Raw genomic sequence first — 23494 nt, 5'->3', positions numbered from 1 at the left:
ACTACTTTTGAACTTTAGCGCCTTCTTTTAAGTAGTTAAAGAAATCACTATCAGGTTTAACCACCAGGATATCACTTTTACTACTAAAACTTTTTTCATACGCTTCAAGGCTACGGTAGAAACTGAAAAACTCAGGATCTTGTCCATATGAATCAGCATAAACTTTAGCGGCTAATGCATCACCTTCACCACGCATTTCTTGTGCTTCTTTTTGCGCCGTTGCTAACATCACTGTTACTTTAGCATCTATTGTTGCACGAATAATTTCTGCTTGCTCTTGACCTTTAGAGCGATGCTCTTTTGCAACCGCGGTTCGTTCTGCTCGCATGCGGTCGTAGATAGACGCACTAACTTCGGCGGGTAAATTAATCGCCTTAATACGTACATCAATAACTTCAATACCTAAATCTTCGCGACTACTTTCAGCGCTTGCCAAAGCCTTAGCCATAATGCCATCACGGTCACCTGAAACAATTTCTTTAATGGTACGAGTACCAAATTCGGTACGCAGACCATTATTTACTTTTTGCTTTAATAACGCACGAGCATTTTCTACTGAACCAGAGGTCCGTAAGTAAAAGGTTGAAAAATCAACAATACGCCACTTAACAAAAGAGTCTACCATCAAATCTTTTTTCTCAGAGGTCACAAAACGATCAGCTGCTTCATCAAGTGTTTGAATACGCGCGTCAAGTTTACGAACGTTGTTAATAAACGGTATCTTAAGATGTAAGCCCGGTTCATAGACAATCATTTCGCCGGTATCAGCATCACGTTTAATTTTTGTAAACTGAAAAACGATACCACGTTGTCCTTCTGAAACGACAAAAACAGAAGAGACAGTTAATACCAAAAATAATACAATTAATGCAATTATAAAGTTTTTCATTGCTTAATTTCTCCCATCATTAAATCTGTCTGCACGACCTGACAAGTCAGGAGCAGAGCTTGACGTATTAACAGATTTGTTTACACGTGACTGGCTCTGCATCGTATTATTCTGGTTTGATGACTGACTTTGCATCATTTTGTCTAACGGTAAATACATCATATTATTACCGCCTTCAACATCAACCATTACTTTGCTGGTATTCGCGTAAACGCTTTCCATCGTTGATAAATACATACGCTGGCGAGTAACTTCTGGAGCCGCTAAATATTCAGGTAATAGTTTATTGAATTTAGCCACTTCACCTTCAGCATCTAATACCGTTTGTTGCTTATACGCTATGGCTTCTTGCTCCATACGTTTCACTCGGCCACGTGCTCGTGGTTCAATACCACGTGCATAGGCTTCAGCTTCACGTAAAAAACGCACTTCATCTTCTTGTGCAGAAATAGCATCATCAAAAGCATCTTTCACTTCTTCAGGAGGACGAGCATCTTTAAAGTTAACATCGACAACAATTAACCCAAGGTTATACGGGGCAATAATATCATCTAATTCTTTCCAAACATCTTGACGAACTTTCTCACGACCACTTGTTAAAATATCATCCATTCTAGAATCACCAATAACAAAGCGTAAAGCACTATCTAGTGATTGGCTTAAACTGTCATCTGCATTGGTAACACTGAAAATATAATTACGCGCATCAACAACACGATACTGTATTTGCATTTCAACACGTACTACGTTTTCATCTTTTGTTAACATGAAGCCAGATGCAGGTAAATCGCGTGTTGTTTGCATATCTACAGGAATAATACGTTCCGCAAATGTCCACTTCCAACGCAAACCTGGCTCTACTGTGCCAGAATATTGTCCAAAACGTAAAACAAGACCTTTCTCAGCTTCTTTAATGGTATAAAAACCACTAAATGCATAGACAAGAATACCCACAATTAAAGCAATAGCGATACCAACATTCGATGCGCCTTTCTTGCTACCACCGTTTGATGATTTACCACCAAAAATACCACCGAACTTATTACCAATATCTTTAAGTAAATCGTCTAAATCAGGTGGCCCTTGATTCTTATCATCTTTCTTTTTCCAGGGGTCTTTATCATTATTCCCCGGTTCGTTCCACGCCATGGTCTTCTCCACTCACTTTAAATTTAAATAAATACTAAAACTACTATTTACCCATTACGGTAATATATCAGTCTGTTTGCGTTCAATAAAGCCTTCAATATCAGCTTCGTTGAGTTTAACTAATCTATCCCACTCTCTTGCAGGTAATTTAACTTTTAATAAACAATTTCCGTCTTCATCATAACTTTCATCAACAATAGAATTTAATTGATAAAATACACCCCGTAATTTACCTTCACTTGGAGGTAAACATAAGTTGTGCTTAATAATTTTCTTTCCAAGGCGTTCAGCTAGCGCTTGAAAAAGTAAATCGATTCCTATACCTTTCTGTGCAGACAACCAGACTCTACTAGGTAAGCCTGTGTCATCTCTGTCAATGCGAGGCTGAATATCTTCCAGAGCATCTATTTTGTTACAAATTAATAATTGCGGTACGTCGCCCGCTTGGATCTCTTTTAAAACCGTTTCAACCTGCTCAATATTTTCAGTTCGCCTATCGTCCGAAATATCGATTACATGTAGTAATAACTCAGCTTCACGAGTTTCGGTCAATGTTGCTTTAAAAGCAGCGACTAAATCATGAGGCAAATGACGGATAAAACCTACTGTATCAGCGAGTATTGCCCGACCGACATCCTCAATCTCAATTTTTCGTAACGTAGGGTCTAAAGTTGCAAATAATTGATCAGCTGCATAAACATTTGCCTCAGTAATAATGTTAAACAGCGTCGATTTACCCGCATTGGTATAACCCACTAAAGAAATAGTCGGTATTTCAGCGCGTGTTCTTGCTCTTCTGCCTTGCTGGCGTTGTTTCTCAACCCGTTCTAAACGTTTACGAATATTAACCATACGATCACGAAGTAAACGCCGATCAGTTTCTAGTTGAGTTTCACCAGGACCTCGTAAGCCTATACCACCTTTTTGTCGTTCAAGGTGAGTCCAGCCACGAATAAGGCGAGTACTCATGTGTCGTAACTGTGCCAGCTCAACTTGCATCTTCCCTTCATGGGTTCGCGCGCGTTGTGCAAAAATATCTAAAATAAGTGTCGTGCGGTCAATAACACGACATTCACACAACGCTTCAATATTTTTTTCTTGAGAGGGGGAAAGTTCGTGATTAAAAAGTACGACATTGGCTTGGTATAGCTTTACCGCCTCGGCTACTTCTTCAGCCTTACCACTACCAACAAAGAATTTAGCGTGAGGTGTACTGCGTTTACCGGTAATAATAGCAAGCGCATTCACACCCGCAGAGCTTACAAGCATTTCAAATTCTTGTAAGTCTTCACGTGCATTTTCATCAGGGAAATCAAGGTGAACAAGAATAGCTTGCTCACCTGCTTCATAACGATCAAACAATTGAGTATTACCTATAAACTAAATAGTTAAACCAAAAAAGATTTATGTACATTTAATATTTGGCGTATAACCAAACTCAATAAAATCATTAATCTTGCTGTTCCTGATTATAATCACCTGTTTGAGGCGCTGGCATAGTAGAAACTGCCCGTGAAGGAACAACAGTAGAAATCGCGTGTTTATAAACCATTTGACTTACTGTATTTTTAAGTAAGATAACAAATTGATCAAATGACTCTACTTGTCCTTGTAGTTTAATGCCATTAACTAAATATATTGCTACCGGAATGCGATCACGTCGTAAAGCATTCAAAAATGGGTCTTGTAAAGATTGCCCCTTTGCCATTGTGTGGCCCCTTTTTTGTTATTTTTAATAAATGTATTGTCGAGTTTTTTCGTTATAAAACTAGTTACTTACTATGCAACTGTTTTCATTATACATCAAGGTTTAAAGTTTGCTTACAGAAGACAAAATTAGTTTTAAATTATTTTCATCTTCCATATGCAGCCATTGTAGATTTGGCCAATTTCTCAGCCAAGTCAACTGTCGTTTTGCCAATTGACGTGTCGCACAAATGCCTTTGAAGACCATTTCATCATGGTCGACTTCATCATTTAAATATTCCCACATCTGGCGATAACCAACACAACGGATGGAGGGTAAATCTTTATTTAAATCATTACGTTGCTTTAATTTAACAACTTCTGATTCAAAATCTTGTGCTATCATTTGCTCAAATCTTAGCGCGATACGAGCATGTAAATCTTTACGTTCTTTAGGTGAAATAGCAAATTGTAGAACATCGCCGCTAAGTCGCTCACCTTTAACTTTCGTTAATTCAGTCATGCTTTTGCCAGTAAGTCGATAGACTTCTAACGCTCGCATTAATCGTTGCGGATCATTTTTATGAATACGTTCGGCAGAAATGGGGTCTACTACAGCAAGTTGCTGGTGTATATTGCCCCAACCTAACGCTTTAGCTTCAGCTTCGATGGCTTCACGAATACTAACATCTGCAGATGGCAGAGGTGAGATCCCGTCAATTAAGCTTTTAAAGTACATCATCGTACCGCCTACCAATAAAGGTATACGGTTATTTGCTCGAATTTTAGCAATTTCTATTAATGCATCACGACAAAAATCAGCGGCTGAATAGCTTTCACTAGCATCGATTAAATTAATTAAACGATGTGGATACTTTGCTAATTCTTCAGCCGTTGGCTTGGCTGTGCCAATATCCATATCTCGGTATACAAGTGCAGAATCAACGCTGATGATATCGCATGGTAGTGCATCATATAATGCCATCGCTAACGCTGTTTTCCCCGCGGCAGTCGGCCCCATCAAACAAATTACTGGCGGTAATTTACTTTGTTTACTGTCAATAACGTTTAAGGATAGAACTTCAGACATCAGCTTAATTGGCATTCGTTAACTTTCTTATTGAGGATGTGAGGTCTACCACTACCGAATTCAAGCGTAGCTGCTGTTCAAAAGTAGAATTAAATTTTTGTTCACCCAAATGAAGTAGATTATTAGCTTCTTGGCTATCATAGACACCAGCGGTCAACAAACTTGCAAACGCCTGTTGCCAATCACTATTTTCCAATTTCTGGACATCCTGCAAAAACAAAAACTTTAGTAGGTTATTAAAGCTCAAGTTAACATCTTTATTTCTCAATAAGGCAGGAAATTCGCGAACCTGCACACTAGTTTTTGTTAAAACACTGGCAACGATGCCTATTTTTTTCAAAGCATCCGTCTGTTGTTCAACAAAATTGACTTGATTGTTATCTAACGATATTTTTATGGGTAATAATAGCGGTTGGCTTACAAAGTTATGTTGCCACCTGTTTTGAACATCAAGCAATTTAACCGCTTGTTCTAGTTTATTTAACGCTAATAAACGCAGTTCATTATTAAGTGTAATCACAGCATATTGTTTGTCAACCACATCGCCCAGTACTAGGGTTTGGTTGTCATTAACGGTTTTTAATCTTTCATCAGTATTTTCTTTGTCAGACAAAGGTGTCATTAATGTTTGATAAGCTTGAGCCGCACTTCTACTGACTTTGTTATTGCTTTGTGTATAAGAGGATTGATTATTTTGAGGGCGATGCTCATAAGATTGAACATGTACATCAGTCACTTTAGTCAATGGCTTAATATAGTCACGCTCTACTTGGTGAACGCTTTCGTGTTGATTGGCTTGTGGGTAATTTACCCCGCTCATTTCAGGCTGAATGTGTGAAAGAGTGGCAGATTGATTACCTTGAACAGGCACCTCAGCCACATTTGCATTTTCACTTAACGCGTCATGACAAACCGAGTAGATGAAATCATGTATATAACGGCCTTGATGAAAACGTACTTCATGCTTTGCAGGATGCACATTAACATCAACTTCACGCACATCAAGCACCAGAAAAAGTACAAAAGCGGGATAAGTATCCGCTGGCAGCATATTACTGTAAGCTTGGCGAATCGCGTGATTAATCAACTTATCTCGCATCATGCGACCATTAACATAGCTAAAACATAAGTCATTTTGGCTGCGCGCGAAGCTTGGTAGCCCTACCCAACCCGACAATTGCAAATCACCATGATGACAATCAACTTCAAGTGAATGTTCAATAAACTTTTGACCACAAATTTGCGCTACGCGCTTCGCATATAAGCTTTTATTATTAACCGCTTTGAAATGTTTTATCACTTTTTGGTTATGCGACAAAATAAAGCTCACATCAAACCGTGCCAAAGCGATACGCTTAATGACTTCTTCAATATGAGAAAATTCTGTTTTCTCGGTGCGCAGAAATTTTCGCCTAGCTGGCGTATTGAAAAACAAATCAACGACATCAATAGTTGTACCGTTGGGATGTGCGGCTGGTTGCAATGCCACCGCCATATCTCGGCCTTCCGCAATTGCTTGCCACGCTGATTCTTGCTCAGCAGGCTTTGAGGTCAACGTTAAACGAGCAACAGAGCTAATACTTGCCAGTGCCTCACCACGAAAACCTAAACTGCATATGCCTTCTAAGTCATTTAAATCTTTAATTTTACTGGTTGCATGGCGACTTAGCGCTAAGGTGAGTTCATTTTTAACAATGCCCGCGCCATTATCGCTAATACGAATACGTTTAGCGCCACCTTTTTCAATATCTATTTTAATGGTCGTTGCGCCAGCATCTAAACTGTTTTCAACTAATTCTTTCACCACTGATGAAGGGCGCTCTACGACTTCACCCGCGGCAATTTGGTTAGCAAGACGAGCGGGAAGGATTTCTATGGTCATAAAATTTGATCTATTAACTATTTTATAATGAAATTAATCGGCACGAGGTATTCTTAATGTTTGACCTATGCGTACGGTATTAGACGTTAGATTGTTTGCGAGTTTTAATTGTCTTACTGAAACGCTATAACGCTGCGCCAACACCGACAAAGATTCACCACGAGTAATTTTGTGCTGACGTTCTTCAATAGAGGCATAAAAACTTCCCATCGGTGGTTGAGACAGAAAATGATTTTTAATGCCTTTAAAAATACCTTTAGCGAGTTTTCTTTGATGGGCACTAGAATTTAAATTTTGCTCTTCTCTGTGGTTAGAAATAAAGCCTGTTTCTACCAAAATTGAGGGGATATCAGAAGATTTTAACACACCAAAATTACCATTTTGTGGATATTTCTTATGCATCTTAGTGATTTTTTTTAATTGTTTAATTACGCTCGCTGCCATACTGATACTGACACCTTGTGAGTGCTCTTTATTCATGTCAGCTAAGGTTTTCGCCAAATTATCATCACGGGTATTTTTGATTACGCCCCCTCCACCACCTAATAACTCTGAGTTGTTAGATCGGTTACGCAACCATTTTGCCATTTCTGACTCTACACGTTTATGCGATACAATCCACACTGACGCACCACTTGGCTGTGGGGTTCTAAAAGCATCGGCATGAATGGACACTAAAAAGTCGACCTGGCTTTTTCTGGCTATTTCACTACGTCGCCCGACAGAGACATAATAATCTCCATCGCGAACCATTACCGCTTTCATCCCTTTTTCATTATTGATATAAGTCGCAAGTTTTTTTGCAATCGCTAGCGTAACGCGTTTTTCATAAGTCCCCTTCCCACCCACCGAGCCTGGGTCTTCGCCGCCATGTCCGGCATCAATGGCTATGATGATATCGCGTTGATTATTTTGTGGCGTATGCGCACGCTGGGTGATTTTTTCCTGATCGAATAAATCAATCACTAAACGATTGCCGTATTGTCCTGCGGGGGCAAGGGGGAAAACAGCTAGAGAATAATTGTTAGCTAATTCTAATACTAAGCGTGTTGTTCCTTTAGTAGGAGACTTGCTGGTACGAATGCGTGTAATACGCTTGTCTTTTTTAAGAAGATTCTTAAACGAAACGTGATTTTTACTATTTTTAAAATCAATGACTAACCGTTGAGGTTTTTTTAAACTGAAATACTTATAGTCAGGTACTCCACTTAAATCAAAAACAATACGTGTATTCTCAGGTGCAGGCCAAACACGAACGCCGTCAATACTATTACCGTAGGCAGAAGAAAAACCGCTAAAAAGTAATAAAATAGCTAAAAATAACGATCGAATATTCATTTACTGCTTTCCCTTCCTTTTGCTTATTTCAAACTACATTAAGCCAGTGAGCTCAGCACAAGCTGACCCAGCGTGGTTTTTGCTTGGAAATTAATAGTTCTTTGTTCATCACTATACGCTAAGTCGATACGTAAATCAGGCGCCTTAATCATACCTTGCCCCTTTTCCGGCCACTCTATAAAGCAGCAGCAATTCTGCGCAAAGTAATCTCGAATGCCCATATACTCTAATTCTTCAGGGTCAGACAATCGATATAAGTCAAAATGGTATACTAACCAATTATTCAGTTCGTAGGGTTCAACTAAAGTGTAAGTTGGGCTTTTAACGTGACCAATATGCCCCATACCTTGTACAAAACCTCGTGTTAACGTCGTTTTTCCTGCACCTAAATCACCGTATAAATAAACAACAATACCTTGTTTAAGTTTTTTTTGTACAATATCAGCCAGTTTTTTACCCATGGCTATGGTTGCGGATTCATCAGGTAATAAGTAGTGTTTGTTTGTAAGTATTTCTTTCATTAGTATATTCTAAAGTTTCTTATTAATAAGTTGCGGGATAATAGGCAATAAGTCGCTTGCTAGCATACCAATTTTACCATGCTTTTGTGCAATAAAATCGCCGGCTTTCCCATGAATATAAACAGCCAGAGCAGTAAGTTGTGCATAATTGAGGGTCTTTTGCTTTTTGCTCCAACCTTTAACCATATTTTTTTGCATAACGACCGCTGCAATAATACCTGACAAGACATCCCCCATACCACCACTAGCCATACCTGAATTTCCTGTTGTATTTATCCAAGCATGTTGTCCATCACTGATTAAGCTCCCTGAGCCTTTTAATACACAAACACAGTTATATTGTCGGGCAATTTTTTTCACTGCACTAAAACGGTCTCTTTCTATGTCTGCTACTGTACAATCTAATAATGCAGCCGCTTCACCAGGATGTGGCGTTAATATCCAATCATTATTTTTAAGGTACTCTCCCAATAGACCTTGATAATAATCGCTTGCCAATAAACGCAAGCCATCCGCATCAATGACACAAGGTTTATGTTGAGCTAAAACCAAATTAAATAACGCCATACCCCAGTTATTTTGACCTAACCCCGGGCCAAGCACATAGATTTTAGCGTTAATAAATGCATCATTAGTTGATAATTTTTCAGCACAAGTCGGTGCTAACATCAATTCAGGCCGCCCATTAAATACGAATGCTTGGTTGGCTTGATGACAACAAACACTGACCAATGCTGCGCCACTTCGTAAAGCAGCCTCTGCAGATAACCTAATGGCCCCCGCAAAACCTTTCTCGCCACCAATCGCCATACATAAGCCAATATTTCCTTTATGGCTGCTGGCCACACGTGTTGGCAGATACTGAAATACCGACTCACCTAACACGGAAGCTTCATTCGAGATTTGTGCTGAAAACTCGCAACCCAGATCTAAATCAGCAAAATATAACTGACCAACGTGATTCATTGCTTGCCCTGTTAACAAGCCACTTTTAAGCGCAATAAAAGTGACTGTACTCTGCGCAACAACCGCTGAACTTTCCACATAGCCAGTTGTTGCACAAAGTCCAGACGGAACATCAACACTGACCACTGGCGCTAAATGCTGATTAATAGCGTCAACCAAAGTAACGATGCATGGCGGCAAACTTCCTTTAAAACCAATACCAAAAATTGCATCAACGATTAGGGCGCCTTGAAAATTCACCACCGTTTCATCATTGCAGTTTTGCTGTTCAAATAAAACCAATGCATCTTTAGCTTTATTAATCACTGTGTAGTGTTGGTAAGCAGTTAAAGCATTACCTGAGAGTTCCTGTGGGGGTACGGTAAGTAAAACAGTGACTTGAAAGCCTTCCTGTGCAGCTAAACTCGCCAAAACAAAACCGTCACCACCATTATTTCCTTTACCGCAAATCACTAAAATTTTCGGCTTTAAAAGATACTCGTTTTCTAGGTTAGACTTTAATAAATAGGTTTGTTGTATATGTTGAAAAGTAACCTCACCTGCACTTTTCATTAATGAATACATTTCAATTTTTTGCTTTTTTGCAACTTTTTCTTCATTGTTCAACACTTGCTTCGCGGAAAAAGCCGCTTGTGGTAAACTTGCTGCTAAGATTTTTATATTCATTATTTTTATCCAACTTTCGGTTAATTTTCCTGCGACAACAATGTAACTATGACAACATCTACGATCAACTATCAAGAATTAGCCGAAAAAATCAAGCTTTGGGGTCAAGAATTAGGCTTTTCCCAGGTAGGTTTCAGCGATATTGACTTATCAAGCCATGAAAAAGCATTAACCCAGTGGTTAGAAAACAACTACCATGGTGAAATGGACTACATGAAAAAGCATGGTTTAATGCGAGCACGCGCTCAAGAGCTTGTTGAGGGCACAACACGAGTAATTAGTGTACGCATGGACTATTTACCTACCGATGCTAAATTTGCGCGTACCCTTAAAAAGAAAGATCATGCCTATATTAGCCGTTATGCTTTAGGCCGAGACTATCACAAATTAATCCGTAAACGCCTTAAACAACTTGGTGATAAAATTAGTGAATATTGTGAAGCGTTTAATTTTCGTCCATTCGTTGACTCTGCCCCCATTTTAGAAAGGCCATTAGCAGAAAAAGCGGGGTTAGGCTGGGTAGGCAAGCACTCACTCTTGATCAACAAAAATGCGGGTTCATGGTTTTTTCTTGGCGAACTTTTAGTTGATATACCCTTACCGACCAGTGATAAAACAGCTAATGAATGTGGTAGTTGCGTCTCTTGTATTAAAATTTGTCCAACTCAAGCAATAGTGGCCCCTTACGTCGTTGATGCTCGTCGTTGTATCTCTTATTTAACCATTGAATTACGAGATGCGATCCCTGAAGAATTTAGACCCTTAATTGGTAATAGAATTTACGGTTGTGATGATTGCCAGCTTATTTGTCCATGGAATAAATTTGCAAACCTGACACATGAAGGTGATTTCTCGCCACGTCAAAATCTTGATAACATTGAATTACTGACGGTCTTTAACTGGGATGAACAAACGTTTCTCAGTAAAACCGAAGGCTCACCAATCCGCCGTATTGGCTTTAATAGCTGGCAACGAAATATTGCCGTTGCACTGGGTAATGCTCCGTATAACGAAGCAAATGTTCAAGCACTACAGCATAACTTAGTTAGCGCGGAGTCTATGGTCGCTGAACATATGACTTGGGCACTGAGCCAACAGGAAAGCAAGCGTATTGCAATAGAACAGCAAAGTAAGATACACGTAAAAAATCAACGGTTAACTGAACGATTGATTCGCAGTGTTGAAAAAGGTTTACCTAGAGACGCTTAATTGGCTCAGCTTCTTGCCACTTTATTTTAAGTTTTTCAATTGCCTCTAGACCACTCCCCTTGACGTTTGAAGATAAGAGTACTTCAATAGCCTCTTTCCCGAAGATATCATGACATTCTTCAAATTCATTACTTTCCTTTAACGCAATCAATATTTTTAACAATCGCATCGTCAATTTAATATTATGAGGCGTTAATCTCAGTGCTTGCTGAATAGCGTCAAGTGCGGGTTTAAGACGGTTTTTTTCGAAATGCTCAATCGACATGTCATTCAATTGTTTAGGAGAAAAATTAATTTCAACACGCTCAATACTTTCTTGTTCGATGTATTTATTGATGACTTGGCTCGTCAGTGAATCACCTGAAACTTGATTACTAATGACATCTAACATTTTCAATGCCTCTTCACGCATACCTAATTCATGAAATACTTTAACTTTGTCAAGGTTGTCTTCAATTTGAGTGGATGCTTTCAAGTCAACGTGATTTAAAATGAGCTTAGTCGCTTTACCTTTATGTTCTCGCACAATATATAAACGTGCTTTTATCACTAACAACTGCTGTTTGAATTCACTTATATCGTTACTATATTCACTTTCAAGTTGTTTAATGTTTTTATCTGTTTGCTTTAAAACAATAGATGCCCTTCCGTCTGTAAGTGCGCCAGCTAAGTCAATACCTGATCGAATCAGGTTTAAAAGGAGTTCAGGGGAATCATGAATAGAGTTTTTTGCTTGTTTGACGATATTACGTGTCGCAATATATTGTCCTTCATGGTCATGATTAAGACGCGCTAAATCCCATGATTTTTTATTACGTTCAATATTTCGTGGCGATAACTCAGTGGCTTTTTTTATCTCATCGTAAGCTTTGTCAAATTGCGCTTGTTCAATATAATATTGAGCAAGCATATCGTGAGCACCAAACCGAGTAGCAGGTTTTTTTATCAGTTTTTCGAGTAAGTCATAAATATCCTTAATACGTCCTTGTTTTAATAAAGACTTTACATAACCCAAATATACCCAAGCATAGGTATAGGTTTTCATTAAACCTTTATAGAAACCTTCTGCTGTCTCGAACTCTAAAAGACTTAAATAAGCCTCACCTTTCATACGTGATATGTTTGAATGAAAATGATGTAAACGCTCATTAGCTAAATGACGGTCTGCAAAATAAATAACTTTTGAAAAACTCTTCGTATCGCTCGCTCGATACATATTGAATAATTGCTTCTTAATTTGCAAAGTATGTATTAAGCGTTCTTTGACATTTTTAGGCGCAAGTGGCTTTACCCAAAAATCATCAGGCTGCAATTCTACAATAGAATTAACGAGAGACTCATTGGTTTCAGTACTAAGAAAAATGAGTACAGTGGTTTTATTAACATGGCCTCTAAACTTTAATTCTTCGAGTAAATGAAAACCATCTTTATCACTGTTAACATTAAATGAGCAAATAACAATATTAAAACGTTCTGTTTCACATAACCTTATACCGTAATAAGCATTTTCAGCACATTTTACGTGATTAATACCAATGTCATATAATCCCCTTTTTAAGGTGTCATGAACTAACCGGTTGTCGTCTATTATTAATACAGTAAGTTGAGAAAAGTCATCTAGCTCATTTTTTTCAGTAATTTCCATTTAACATTTACCTTTAGATCATTTTTCTTGCGCAGTAACTCGCCTATGTTCGCACGTTTTAATCACCTTGTTTTTCTCATGATTTTTATAGTTTTTCCATGCCAAAATTTCATTAATATGTCGAAAACAGCCAAGACAAACATCGTCCGTATTCAAACAACAGTTTCTCGTACAAGGACTGGCTACGTTAGTGTTTTTATCCGCTTCAAAAGTCACTTTATATTGCCTCAGCAAACAGACTTAACAGCCGTTTCTGATGATTCAATTGTCCAAACAACACCATAATCAGCTGATGTTCATGTATTTTATCTTGATTAAGTTCAAACAGTAATTGTTTACACGTATCAAGCAAGTTTTGAGCAGCTAATATTGTGCCTGTTTTCATTAAATTATGGATCAAGCTTATACCTAAGGGGTAATTTTGCTCATCAAGCGCTGTCGATAATTGTCTAACCACATCATTAATATCAGCAATGTAATCATCAAGCATCACGATTGCCAGTTCTGCAGAACCTTGGGTGTTTGCATATTGTTCTAAATTAAGCGGCTCCGACTGATTACTTCTCGATGCGGGTGTTAAATCTAACGCCGAGTGTACTTGGTCAATTTCTTTACTCGTATGCCGCTTTTGGCTGTCGTTATTTTGCTCTTCTAGCGGTGCATTAGAAATTGCTTGAGTTTGCTTTGCCTTTAGCCAAGGCTGTAAAAGTGTCACTAAAGCGTCAATATCATCAAGTCTGGGGACAACAGAGACACGCCACTTCTCTGCCAATGATGGAATATTTTTTGTTGAAAAGCTACTTTTACTAAAAGTAAATATATCGCGGCGAACGCCTTTACCTGCAGCCATTTCAATAAAAGGTGATTGCTCAAACCCAGTAAATAATAATAAATATCGCCCAGAACTCCAAAATTTAGACATAGCCTTAGGCTGAGAAACAATTTTCACTTGTAATCCTAACCACTGTAAAATACGTATTAACGTTAGGTGCTTAGTAGGAGCTTCTACAGCAAAAAGTACTTCAACCTGTGTCATTAAATACTGATGTTCGATAAACAGACTTGCATTAAGTTTATGATTACTCGCTTTTTCTGTTGTTAAAAAATCATAGATACTTTGTTGTAACGCAGATATTTGTAGCGGGTTAGCTCCTTGTTCAAACAAACCATGCCGCTCTATAGGAGCATTGAAATTGGGTTGTATAACGAAGAGTTTGGGCTGAATATTTGTTGCTAAGCTCGATATATGTTGCTGGATTTTTTCAAACCACTTTATATAAAGATCGCTACCTAAAATAACCAGATCAACCCTGTTACTCATCAGTTTTGTTGTGCTTAAACGCGGAAAAATTAACGCTGGTTTTGCTAAGCTTTCAATTAAACCATTAGCTGAAACAAGCGCTTTTTCGATAATGCCACAGATGTTGTTGTCACTTGAGAGTAATAAAACATTCGTTTGCTGCAAATCAATTTTATTTACTGATATTTCTTGAACAATATCAGTAAAAGCAATCGGTAACGTAAATGAGAATTGATAACCGTTTTCTTGAAATTGAACATTTTTGTCCGTGACATTTAAAGTGTCAAAAAGTAGGCTCAAGTAGGCAAGAGTATCATTTGTTGTTATTTTCGCAGACTCCGAACTTTCCACCAATAATAGACGTTTTATTTCCTCAGGTACTTTTGCTATTGCCTTTTTGGCTATAACAGAAAAGTCAAAACGCACCATTTGCTGACCTTCGTTTTTATCAATGACACGGGTACTTATTTGTAAGGTAGCTTTAAATAAGTCAACAAGCAGTAATCGACAAATGCCATTTAAAAGTCGGTGGAATAAACGTATATCCAATTTCGCGTGTGTTAACAATTGTTCGTCCTGGAGATAGTAAATATTATTACGCTGAAAATGTGTATCGCTAATAATATTAAGTAGTGCCGCATCTATTTCGTTGTACAAGGCGACATCGCTCAATGTCATCGGTTGTAAAGCAGACGAAAACTGATTTCGAATTTCATTTTGTCGACACCAATCAAAGATGCGTGATAATTGCCGATAAACCTGAAGTGAGGTAACACCAGAGCCAATGGATACACTCTGACTTTGCAACATAGTACGTACCACCATATTACTTAACTTTTCGTTATCGGTGTTATGTTTAGATATTAGCTGCAGACTTTTTTTATCACTGACCTGTTCTAATTTATTTATAGCGTTTTTCAGCTTTTTAATTTCTTCAACTTGTTGACTACTATTTTTATTAGTAATTTGTAGCTCTAAAAGTTGTTGCTGAAATTCTTTTTCACTATGTGCAGGATTAACCATTGTTTCTAGGGCTATTTGCATTTTTTCTGCAATTTTTTTATTTTCCATAGAATTCAAAAAATTGGGGGTAAGTTTTTCATCTCCATTGTTAACCCTACTTTCAATAAACGCCATAAATAGCGGTACACTTTCTTGGCCATACTTTTTTATTTTTCTCTTGGTATTGAATATCATGCTCACTAAAAATAAAAAAAGTAGCGCAATAAAACCAAGTATCGCTAACTGTAAATGTTGGTTGCTTAGAACGATTTTTTGTTGGCTTAGTAAGGTTGTTACCTTGGCAGGAAGCCAATCGATTAATAACAATTTTTTATTTAATGAAACAGACTCTACGAATGAAAAGTCCAACACTAGTTTTTGTAATTGTTGTTGCTGTTGTTTTATAAATTCGACATATAAACGCGACAACCATAAATGGCTACGCCACTTTGCCACCGTATTTTGCTGTGAAAATAATAACTGTTCTAACATTATTAATTGTTTTGTTAATAACGAAGTATTTTTACTGACCACATTTTTAGTCGGTAAATAACTTGTTAAAGCTTGCCTTAGCTCAGTACTTACATCATCAAAATCAAGAATAGAATACTGAAGATTTAATTGTTGAAAGGCTAACAATGCATGGATAATTGTTTGTTGTAATTGTTGCAAATGACTCAGTTCCGTTATTTGCGTTGCGTAGGCTTTAGCTCTTGTTGCCGTTACGTTGTCAGTAAACTTGTCTGAACTGATTTGCTGAAGTAATAGTTTTTTTTGTCGCTGCTTTTGTTTAATATCAGTCGATATCTGATCATTAATAAGCTGTAATTGAATAATCGTATTTTGTTTTAGCTGGTAGTTTCTATCGTGATTTTTAGTCAATTTATCAACAACACCAGCAAACTCTTTATGACCTATATACATTAAATCTAGCTGAGGTTTATTATTGTTTATCAATAGTGAAATATTATTAATTTTTTGTTGGGCCTTTACATAGTCAGGCTTTAACTTATCGGCATGTGTACGTTGAGCTAAATTATCTAGTGCCAAATAAGTCAGTAATACTTGCTGTTGCCTTTGGTTTTGTTGCGTTAATAACGGCAGATCTTTCTCTGCGAATGAGGTAACTTGATTGTCGCGAAAGACTAAAAGTGCGGTTATCACAGAGAATATAAGAAAGGAAAGTAAAGCAATCCTAAAAAATCGTCCTGATAATTGCTGAGAAAAGTAACGAGAAACGTCCATATTGTTCTATACCTTCAACGGTAAATTTATAGAAAAATACAGTGTAGGGAATTATCACTAAGAATCAACGATTTTTAATGGTTATCAATGCTTTCATTTTATAAAAACTTAACTTCTTTTGGTGACCCAAGCCCATTCCATTTCACAAACAATAGGCTTTTTTTGTGATTCATCGGTAATTTCTACACTGACCATTAAGCTGCCCTTGTCGGCATTTTCTATCTGTTCAATGTCGGCTTCACTTAACACAGCGACCGCAGATAAACTTCCCTGCATTCGCCTTTCAAAGTTTATCGTCATACTTTTTAGTAAAGGTACACAACGGTCAGGTACATTCATACCAAAAACAATACCCGTTGCTGATTCTGCCAATAATGCAGCAGCAATGGCGTGAATACCGCCAATATGGTTTTGTACTTTCTTTTTATTTTCTAAAAACAATACAGCTTTGGTGTGCGAAACTGAAATAAGCTTTATTGATGAAGTACCGGCAAACTTTACCGTAAAACAAAAAATTTTAGTCAGTAAAAAAGAGCGTATAAAACGCGGCATTTTATTAACTTTACTGATGATTTTTCCAAATTTATTCGCCATAAGTTATTCACATTCTGTTAATTTAAAAGTAGTGTCGCGCAAACTGGTCTGACCTGCAAGGCATTTTACTATACTACAGAATATCTTGCGTTTTAATGTTGTAGTTTCTAAGACATTCCGTCTTTTGTCCGGTACACATGTCTCGAATTATGAAAAAGGTTATTTCATAATAATCAATAACATTAATTGGTTGAGGTGATATAAAGCTTGAAATAATCCGCCCTACTGCCGTTTTGCGGTTGAAATTGAATGTTGAAGGACTTTTCAAAATCAAACTTTTAGTTTAAGTCGAAATATTGCAGTTTTTTTAGTTTTATTTGCTAAATTTTACTTAAAGAGGTATTTTTTATTTTGGCGCTAGCCACACTTGTACGCGAGTGAAAAAGAGCAAAACACCTAAAAAGATCTTAGTAATACCTAATCTATTACAAGCAACACATAAAAATTTTATAAATTAAGACATGCCTTGAGCAAATCATGTTGTAATCGCGTATAACGATAATTGATAGCAGTATTGAAGCTGCCTTAGGCATATGGATATGGATATGTTTATGAAAAATTTACAACCATTAGTTCATGCTACTCACTGCGTGCTTAAAATTACCATCCCATCAATTAAAAAAAGCCAGATATATGAAGCAATTGCCTCATACAGTGGCTTTAAAAGTTATGCCGCTTTTCAATTGACAGATGAGTTACAAGTAACTAATAAAGAACAAGCAAATCGACAATGCTTTGAACGAATGCTCGATATTGGTTTTGTTGCTGATTAAGCATTGTTAATAAATCAACATGCGGAAAATTGTGGGAAGAGCTTAAGACTCTTAACCTCGATGATATTTGGGATTTTTATAACCATGCATCTTATGATGAAAAACTCTCTTCTCTAGATATGCTGGATGCATTGAAATCGTTTATGAACACCAGAAATTTGGAAGCAAAGTTAATTGGATTGGTATAAAACTGAGGTCATGCAAAACCCAAATAAAGAAAGGGTCGCAGATGTTATTGCAAATACTAGCCCACATGAGGAAAAATGGTTCTGGTATTATTTTGGCAAATTATATGACTTTGATGTAACTAATGACGAGCATGTTGCTATAAATGCTGATACTGGTGAAGAATATGATGGATATGGTCCTGTCTCGGTGGCCGGATATTCAAGTATTTTGATGCCTGAAATCTCAGAGTCTTCGAAATTAGAAATGCAAAAAGTAGTGACTAGCCTCTTTTCAAAAAGCATCAAATAGTTAAAAACAGCAGAGTTATAGCAAAAATTATTTCTCTGCTCATTCAAATTAAAAGCAATAATTCATAAGTATACAATGTGATTAAGAGGAATTTTATGGATAAGCAAACGTTTATTGATTCATGCTATACGCAACTGACTTCTATATTCAAAGAAGTCAAAGACTACAAAAAAGATGATAAGAAAAAACATAGGTTAGAAGGGTATCTTCATGCAGGTAAGGCTCTCGGTGTGATTTCCAATGAGGAAGCACTTAATTTGATGGAAAATGCACATCTTGAGGTGTTTGGTGAAACTATAGAATCGAGGAAATCTCGCAAAGCAAACCTAAGAGAGGCCGTTGCAAGGGGCGATGATGGTTATATCGACATTCCCGCCTATGAGAGAAATAAAGGTGGTTAGGAGCAGACTAAAATTGAAGAATGCCTATTATTTCAAAAGAAATGCCATACCTGAATGGGAAAGTATATCCTTTTTGGTATAACAACTTCTATTAGTGATTAGCCAAGTTAATCATCGTCATAATCTTCATCTTGACCACTACAAGACGCTTTATGAACGGTAACTACAAAACGCCGTAAATAGAATATTTAACTCACTTAAAAATGTTATCTCTTATCAAAAAAATTGTTCGATAGCTTAATACGATTTGTAACTTTAAAACATTATACTAAACTTACCTAAGCAGATGTATCCGAGTATAAGCAGATATATCCGAGTATAAGTAACAGAATTTTTTCTCTTTTAGCTCACAAAACTGGTGTGGATCATTCTTTATACGACAGAATAAACATTAAATTATTGTGGACCTTAAGTATTATCAATAAGAGGCATATATGAATACACCCCAAAGTAATAAACTCTACTCAATAAAAACAAAGTTGGTTGCTAGCTTTAGCCTTTTAATTTTTTTCTTAGTGATATCTGCATGGTTTGGAGTGAGAGGAATGTCTAACATAAACAATCAACTCAATGACATTGTTGATATATCTGTCGAAAAAGTTAAGCTTGCTGCACGAATAAATCAAAATCTTTTATCTATATCGAGGGCTGAAAAGAATATTATATTAGCAAACACTCAAGAAGAGATGGATATATTTTCTACCAACACAGATTTAGAAAACACTGAAATGAGCAAGCGCCTGGCCAAGTTAAGAGTATTACTTGATGGTAATGGTAAAAAAATATTAGATGATTTTGCTAACACTTGGGATCAATACATAAAAATAAACACGGAAGTTCGAACACTGGCTAGACTTAACTCGAATAAAGTCGCCGGAAAATTATCCAGAGACGAGGCCCGTTTGGCCTATGATACTGCATCTAAATCAATCATTGCCGTTGTAGCTCGTAACGACCTAGCTTTGACTGCAGTCAAACGTTTAGTCGATGCAAAGCTTGTTGCCGAACGCATTAAACTTGCGGCACGTATCAATCGTAATTTAGTTGAAATTCAACGTGACGAAAAAAACATGATTCTCTCCACGCAACTTGAAAGCATTAATGAGTACGCCACAGCCATTGACATCACTCAAAAAGATATTTATGAACGATTGACGGCCCTAAGAGCCCTTGTACCTAAAGAAGATAGACAAGAAATAAAAGATTTTACCCTTGCTTACGAACAATATATGACCTTAAACCAAAAAATAAGAGATGCTACACGAGAAAATGGGAATCAACGCGCGTTTGACCTGTCAACAAACCAAGGCCGCATCATCAGTGATCAAGCCAGTGATTTAATGGCTAAACTGGTGAAAAAAGCAGAAAGTGATATGTCTCATGACTCACAATTAAGTGACAACCAATATGCGACAGCGCGCAATATAATGTTAATACTTACCCTTATAGGCCTTATAACCGGTAGTACGCTTGCTCTTTATATTTCGATGAGTATCGGTGGCGCGTTACAACGATTAGTCAATCGACTATATATTGCTCAACGCGAGGGTGATTTAACCGTTGTTATTGACGAAAGTGCCAAAGATGAAACCGGTGATGTTTCCCGTGCCTTCAATCAATTTACTGCCCAGATACACACTGTAATTAGTGAAGTAACCTATTCTACGGAACAGCTCTCAAGCTCCGCAGAAGAGTTATCGACGGTTAGTCAGCAGACAGGTCAAGGCGTAGAGAACCTTGGAAGTGAAATAGAACAAGTTGCCACTGCAATGAATGAAATGGCAGCAACAGTTCGAGATGTTGCCAGTAATGCTGAGCAAGCAGCAAGTTCTGCAAAAGAAGCTAATGTCAGTGCAGGTAATGGTGCCAATGTTGTAAAGGAAACAATAGAGTCAGTGGGTCTATTGGCAAGTGAAATTGAACACTCTGCAGAAGCCATTAATAAACTAAAAGTTGATAGTGAAAATATTAGTTCAGTCTTAGATGTGATTAAAAGTATTGCTGATCAGACAAATTTATTAGCACTCAATGCTGCTATAGAAGCAGCTCGAGCAGGAGAACAAGGACGTGGTTTCGCTGTTGTCGCTGATGAAGTGCGTTCGCTAGCACAGCGGACGCAACAATCCACTTCAGAAATTGAAATTATGATCGATAAAATACAAAATGGCACCATTGCTGTTGTTGATAGTATGAACAAAAGCCGTGAGCAAACACACCATGTAGTAGAAAAAGCCGATGAAACAGGTCAAATGCTCACACTAATTACCTCATCAATCACTGCAATTAATGATATGAATTGTCAGATTGCAACTGCCTCAGAAGAGCAGTCTGCTGTTGCAGAAGAAATTAATCGCAATGTTGTCAATGTACAAGAATTAACCATTCAATCGTCTACATCAACGTCACAAATAGCAACAACCAGTGTTGAATTAGCAAAGCTGGGTGAAGCACTTAATACGCAAGTTAGGCAATTTAAAATCTAAATCGTTATTTGTATAATCTGTAACTAACAACCTATGATTGTTAAAAATTGAGATCACTTGAGGCTAAAATACGCTACAGTGACCAAAATATTTTCTTTATAGCTTAAGACTTATCAACAGATATTTACATTTAAGGACCATTGAGGTGGATTTTTAACAAAAAAGACAGGGCTGTCGTAAAGTATAAAAGCGCCGTGGGCGCTTTTATTTGAAAGGTATTGATAAAGGGCATTACAATTTAAAAAAGTGTTCTTGATAAACTTTCATTTCAGCAATTGACTCTAAAATATCATCAAGGGCTAAATGAGCCCCCGTTTTTACCACTTTATCTAATACTTCAGGTTTCCAGCGACGCGCTAATTCTTTAACGGTACTGACATCTAAATTTCGATAATGAAAGTAATCTTCAAAATCAGGCATGTACTTATTGATAAAGCGCCTGTCTTGTCCAATGCTATTGCCACACATTGGTGATTTTCCTTTTGGTACATATTGCTCAACAAATTTTATCGTTGCCTGAGTAGCATCGGCTAAAGTACTTAAACTTTCACGGCAACGCGCAGTTAAACCTGATTCACCATGGTGTTCTATACACCACTGACTCATATTATCTAAGACTTCATCACTTTGATGAATCGCAAAGACTGGCCCTTGCGCTAAAATGTTTAAATGGCTGTCGGTGATAATACTGGCAATCTCTAAAATCACATCCGTATCAGGCTCTAATCCTGTCATCTCTAAATCTAACCAAATTAAATTTGTGTCGCTACATGTCATACCGCTTCCTTAATAATGCCAACTGTTTACTGAGACCAATTTCATCCATTGATCGCCCACATATGCAGGGTTAAATACGCTAAGGCAGCGTTGTTTTAATCTTCAACGTCTCGGCAAAAATCAATTGCGCGCCTTGCTTTGATTTGTTTTCCCCATACATAATAAAATCACAAACGTAATAAAACTGATATTACTATTACAAGTATATTAGATGAATTGTGATTTAGTCAGTATAATACGTACAATGAACTGTGATTAAAACTTTTTGTCGCATTAGCCTTTTTTTAAACAAGAGTGAAACTCCATAATTAACATGATAAAACCGCATGTCTAAGATAAAAAAGCTGACTAAAGGTCAGACAAGACGCATTAAAGATAATCAAGCGAAAAAACTGCGTAATAAACCTGAACAAGTGCAATGGCAAGACACTGAACTAGGTGAACCTGAAAACGGTACAATTCTCAGCCGTTTTGGTCAGCATGCTGATGTTGAGGCGGAAAATGGCGATTGCATTCGCTGTAATATTCGCCGTGGTGTTAAGTCTTTAGTCTGTGGCGATAAAGTGCTATGGCGTAGAGGTAAAGAAACTCAGCATAGTATTTCAGGCGTAATAGAGGCTGTACACGAGCGTACGTCGGTATTAAGCCGCCCTGATGTTTATGACGGTGTAAAACCTATTGCTGCCAACATTAGCCAAATACTCATCGTTTCTTCTGTATTACCTGCCTTTAATCCAGATATTATCGACCGATATTTAGTGGCCGCAGAACAAACAGGTATTACACCGGTTATCTTACTCAATAAAACCGATTTACTTGATGAGGCCACCAAAACAGAAATTGAGAAGCACCTTGATATTTATCGTGATATTGGTTATCAAGTAATCTATGTCAGTAATGAATCTCAACACGGTATAGAAGAACTCAAAAAACAACTCAGTGAACATACCAGTATTTTTGTGGGTCAGTCGGGTGTTGGTAAGTCAACACTTACTAACACGCTAATGCCTGAACTTGGTTTAATGACCAAAATAGTCTCTGAAAATTCGGGATTAGGTCAACACACCACAACGGTTGCTCGTTTATATCATTTTAAACAAGGTGGCGATTTAATTGATTCACCCGGTATTCGAGAGTTTGGCCTTTGGCATTTAACTCCCGCAGAAGTTTATGGTGGTTTTATTGAGTTTGCAGATTACTTAGGTGGTTGCCGATTTAGAGATTGTAAGCATCAACAAGACCCCGGTTGTGCATTAATTGCCGCAGGAAAAGAGATGAAAATACACCCTAAACGTTTAGCAAGTTTTCAACGAATATTAGCCAGTTTAGGCGATAATAAATTAACCTCCCGTTTTAATAACTAAATTAATATAGATAATATAAAGGAAATTCAGTGCTTTT

20 protein-coding genes are annotated in these 23494 nt (G+C 37.4%); 6 read left to right on the top strand and 14 right to left on the bottom strand.

Annotated features, from left to right (window positions below; genetic code table 11):
- Position 1: 1 nt before the first annotated feature.
- The 9 genes from hflC to H4J73_RS10290 all read right to left on the bottom strand — a co-directional run bounded on the left by hflC (position 2) and on the right by H4J73_RS10290 (position 10187).
- Positions 2-889 (bottom strand): protease modulator HflC, encoded by an 888-nt coding sequence (gene hflC, locus H4J73_RS10330; protein WP_182180596.1) that lies wholly within the window; start codon positions 887-889, stop codon positions 2-4.
- A gap of 3 nt (positions 890-892) precedes the next feature.
- Complete coding sequence (hflK, locus tag H4J73_RS10325) at positions 893-2038, bottom strand: FtsH protease activity modulator HflK (protein WP_182180598.1); 1146 nt, start codon at positions 2036-2038, stop codon at positions 893-895.
- Positions 2039-2092: 54 nt separating this feature from the next.
- Complete coding sequence (gene hflX / locus H4J73_RS10320) at positions 2093-3400, bottom strand: ribosome rescue GTPase HflX (RefSeq protein WP_182180600.1); 1308 nt, start codon at positions 3398-3400, stop codon at positions 2093-2095.
- 88 nt (positions 3401-3488) lie between these two features.
- Entirely contained in the window at positions 3489-3746 is a 258-nt protein-coding gene (gene hfq / locus H4J73_RS10315; protein ID WP_182180602.1) for an RNA chaperone Hfq, read from the bottom strand.
- A 102-nt stretch (positions 3747-3848) separates the two neighbouring features.
- A complete protein-coding gene (gene miaA / locus H4J73_RS10310; RefSeq protein WP_182180765.1) occupies positions 3849-4814 on the bottom strand; it encodes a tRNA (adenosine(37)-N6)-dimethylallyltransferase MiaA in 966 nt (321 codons plus the stop codon).
- A 4-nt stretch (positions 4815-4818) separates the two neighbouring features.
- Positions 4819-6696, bottom strand: coding sequence for a DNA mismatch repair endonuclease MutL (gene mutL, locus H4J73_RS10305; RefSeq protein WP_182223478.1), 1878 nt, complete (start codon positions 6694-6696; stop codon positions 4819-4821).
- 33 nt (positions 6697-6729) lie between these two features.
- Complete coding sequence (locus H4J73_RS10300) at positions 6730-8034, bottom strand: N-acetylmuramoyl-L-alanine amidase (RefSeq protein ID WP_182180606.1); 1305 nt, start codon at positions 8032-8034, stop codon at positions 6730-6732.
- A gap of 38 nt (positions 8035-8072) precedes the next feature.
- Positions 8073-8555 (bottom strand): tRNA (adenosine(37)-N6)-threonylcarbamoyltransferase complex ATPase subunit type 1 TsaE, encoded by a 483-nt coding sequence (gene tsaE, locus H4J73_RS10295; protein ID WP_182180608.1) that lies wholly within the window; start codon positions 8553-8555, stop codon positions 8073-8075.
- 9 nt (positions 8556-8564) lie between these two features.
- Positions 8565-10187 (bottom strand): NAD(P)H-hydrate dehydratase, encoded by a 1623-nt coding sequence (locus H4J73_RS10290; RefSeq protein WP_182180610.1) that lies wholly within the window; start codon positions 10185-10187, stop codon positions 8565-8567.
- A gap of 48 nt (positions 10188-10235) precedes the next feature.
- Between H4J73_RS10290 and queG the strand changes: the two genes are divergently transcribed.
- Positions 10236-11396, top strand: a complete 1161-nt coding sequence (queG, locus tag H4J73_RS10285; RefSeq protein ID WP_182180611.1) for a tRNA epoxyqueuosine(34) reductase QueG — start codon at positions 10236-10238, stop codon at positions 11394-11396.
- Here the strand turns inward: queG and H4J73_RS10280 are convergent.
- The 4 genes from H4J73_RS10280 to H4J73_RS10265 form a co-directional block, all read right to left on the bottom strand.
- Positions 11383-13041 (bottom strand): response regulator, encoded by a 1659-nt coding sequence (locus H4J73_RS10280; RefSeq protein ID WP_182180613.1) that lies wholly within the window; start codon positions 13039-13041, stop codon positions 11383-11385. The genes queG and H4J73_RS10280 overlap by 14 nt on opposite strands.
- 18 nt (positions 13042-13059) lie before the next feature.
- A complete protein-coding gene (locus H4J73_RS10275; RefSeq protein WP_182180615.1) occupies positions 13060-13257 on the bottom strand; it encodes a DUF1289 domain-containing protein in 198 nt (65 codons plus the stop codon).
- 1 nt (position 13258) lies between these two features.
- Positions 13259-16588 carry a hypothetical protein gene (locus H4J73_RS10270; protein WP_182223477.1) on the bottom strand — a complete coding sequence of 1110 codons (3330 nt, stop codon included), beginning with the start codon at positions 16586-16588 and terminating at the stop codon, positions 13259-13261.
- Positions 16589-16696: 108 nt separating this feature from the next.
- Complete coding sequence (locus H4J73_RS10265; protein WP_182180619.1) at positions 16697-17182, bottom strand: DUF4442 domain-containing protein; 486 nt, start codon at positions 17180-17182, stop codon at positions 16697-16699.
- Positions 17183-17733: 551 nt separating this feature from the next.
- On the opposite strand from H4J73_RS10265, the gene H4J73_RS10260 reads away from it, so the two are divergent.
- The 4 genes from H4J73_RS10260 to H4J73_RS10245 all read left to right on the top strand — a co-directional run bounded on the left by H4J73_RS10260 (position 17734) and on the right by H4J73_RS10245 (position 21316).
- The gene (locus H4J73_RS10260; RefSeq protein WP_182180621.1) at positions 17734-17955 is read left to right on the top strand and encodes a hypothetical protein; all 222 of its coding nucleotides are present in this window, start codon (positions 17734-17736) and stop codon (positions 17953-17955) included.
- A 174-nt stretch (positions 17956-18129) separates the two neighbouring features.
- Entirely contained in the window at positions 18130-18432 is a 303-nt protein-coding gene (locus H4J73_RS10255) for a hypothetical protein (RefSeq protein ID WP_182180623.1), read from the top strand.
- Between the two features lie 95 nt (positions 18433-18527).
- Complete coding sequence (locus H4J73_RS10250; protein WP_182180625.1) at positions 18528-18833, top strand: hypothetical protein; 306 nt, start codon at positions 18528-18530, stop codon at positions 18831-18833.
- Positions 18834-19267: 434 nt separating this feature from the next.
- Positions 19268-21316, top strand: coding sequence for a methyl-accepting chemotaxis protein (locus tag H4J73_RS10245; RefSeq protein WP_182223476.1), 2049 nt, complete (start codon positions 19268-19270; stop codon positions 21314-21316).
- A 231-nt stretch (positions 21317-21547) separates the two neighbouring features.
- Here the strand turns inward: H4J73_RS10245 and orn are convergent, their stop codons facing one another.
- Positions 21548-22093 carry an oligoribonuclease gene (gene orn / locus H4J73_RS10240; RefSeq protein ID WP_182180629.1) on the bottom strand — a complete coding sequence of 182 codons (546 nt, stop codon included), beginning with the start codon at positions 22091-22093 and terminating at the stop codon, positions 21548-21550.
- Between the two features lie 326 nt (positions 22094-22419).
- Here orn and rsgA point away from each other — a divergent pair, with 326 nt between their 5' ends.
- Positions 22420-23457, top strand: a complete 1038-nt coding sequence (rsgA, locus tag H4J73_RS10235; protein WP_182180631.1) for a small ribosomal subunit biogenesis GTPase RsgA — start codon at positions 22420-22422, stop codon at positions 23455-23457.
- The last annotated feature ends 37 nt before the right edge of the window (positions 23458-23494 follow it).

The organism is Colwellia sp. MB3u-41, from assembly GCF_014076845.1.
Taxonomy (GTDB): Bacteria; Pseudomonadota; Gammaproteobacteria; order Enterobacterales; family Alteromonadaceae; genus Colwellia_A.
The sequence above is the reverse complement of the archived record's forward strand: the minus strand, read 5'-3'. Positions and strand labels throughout refer to the sequence as shown.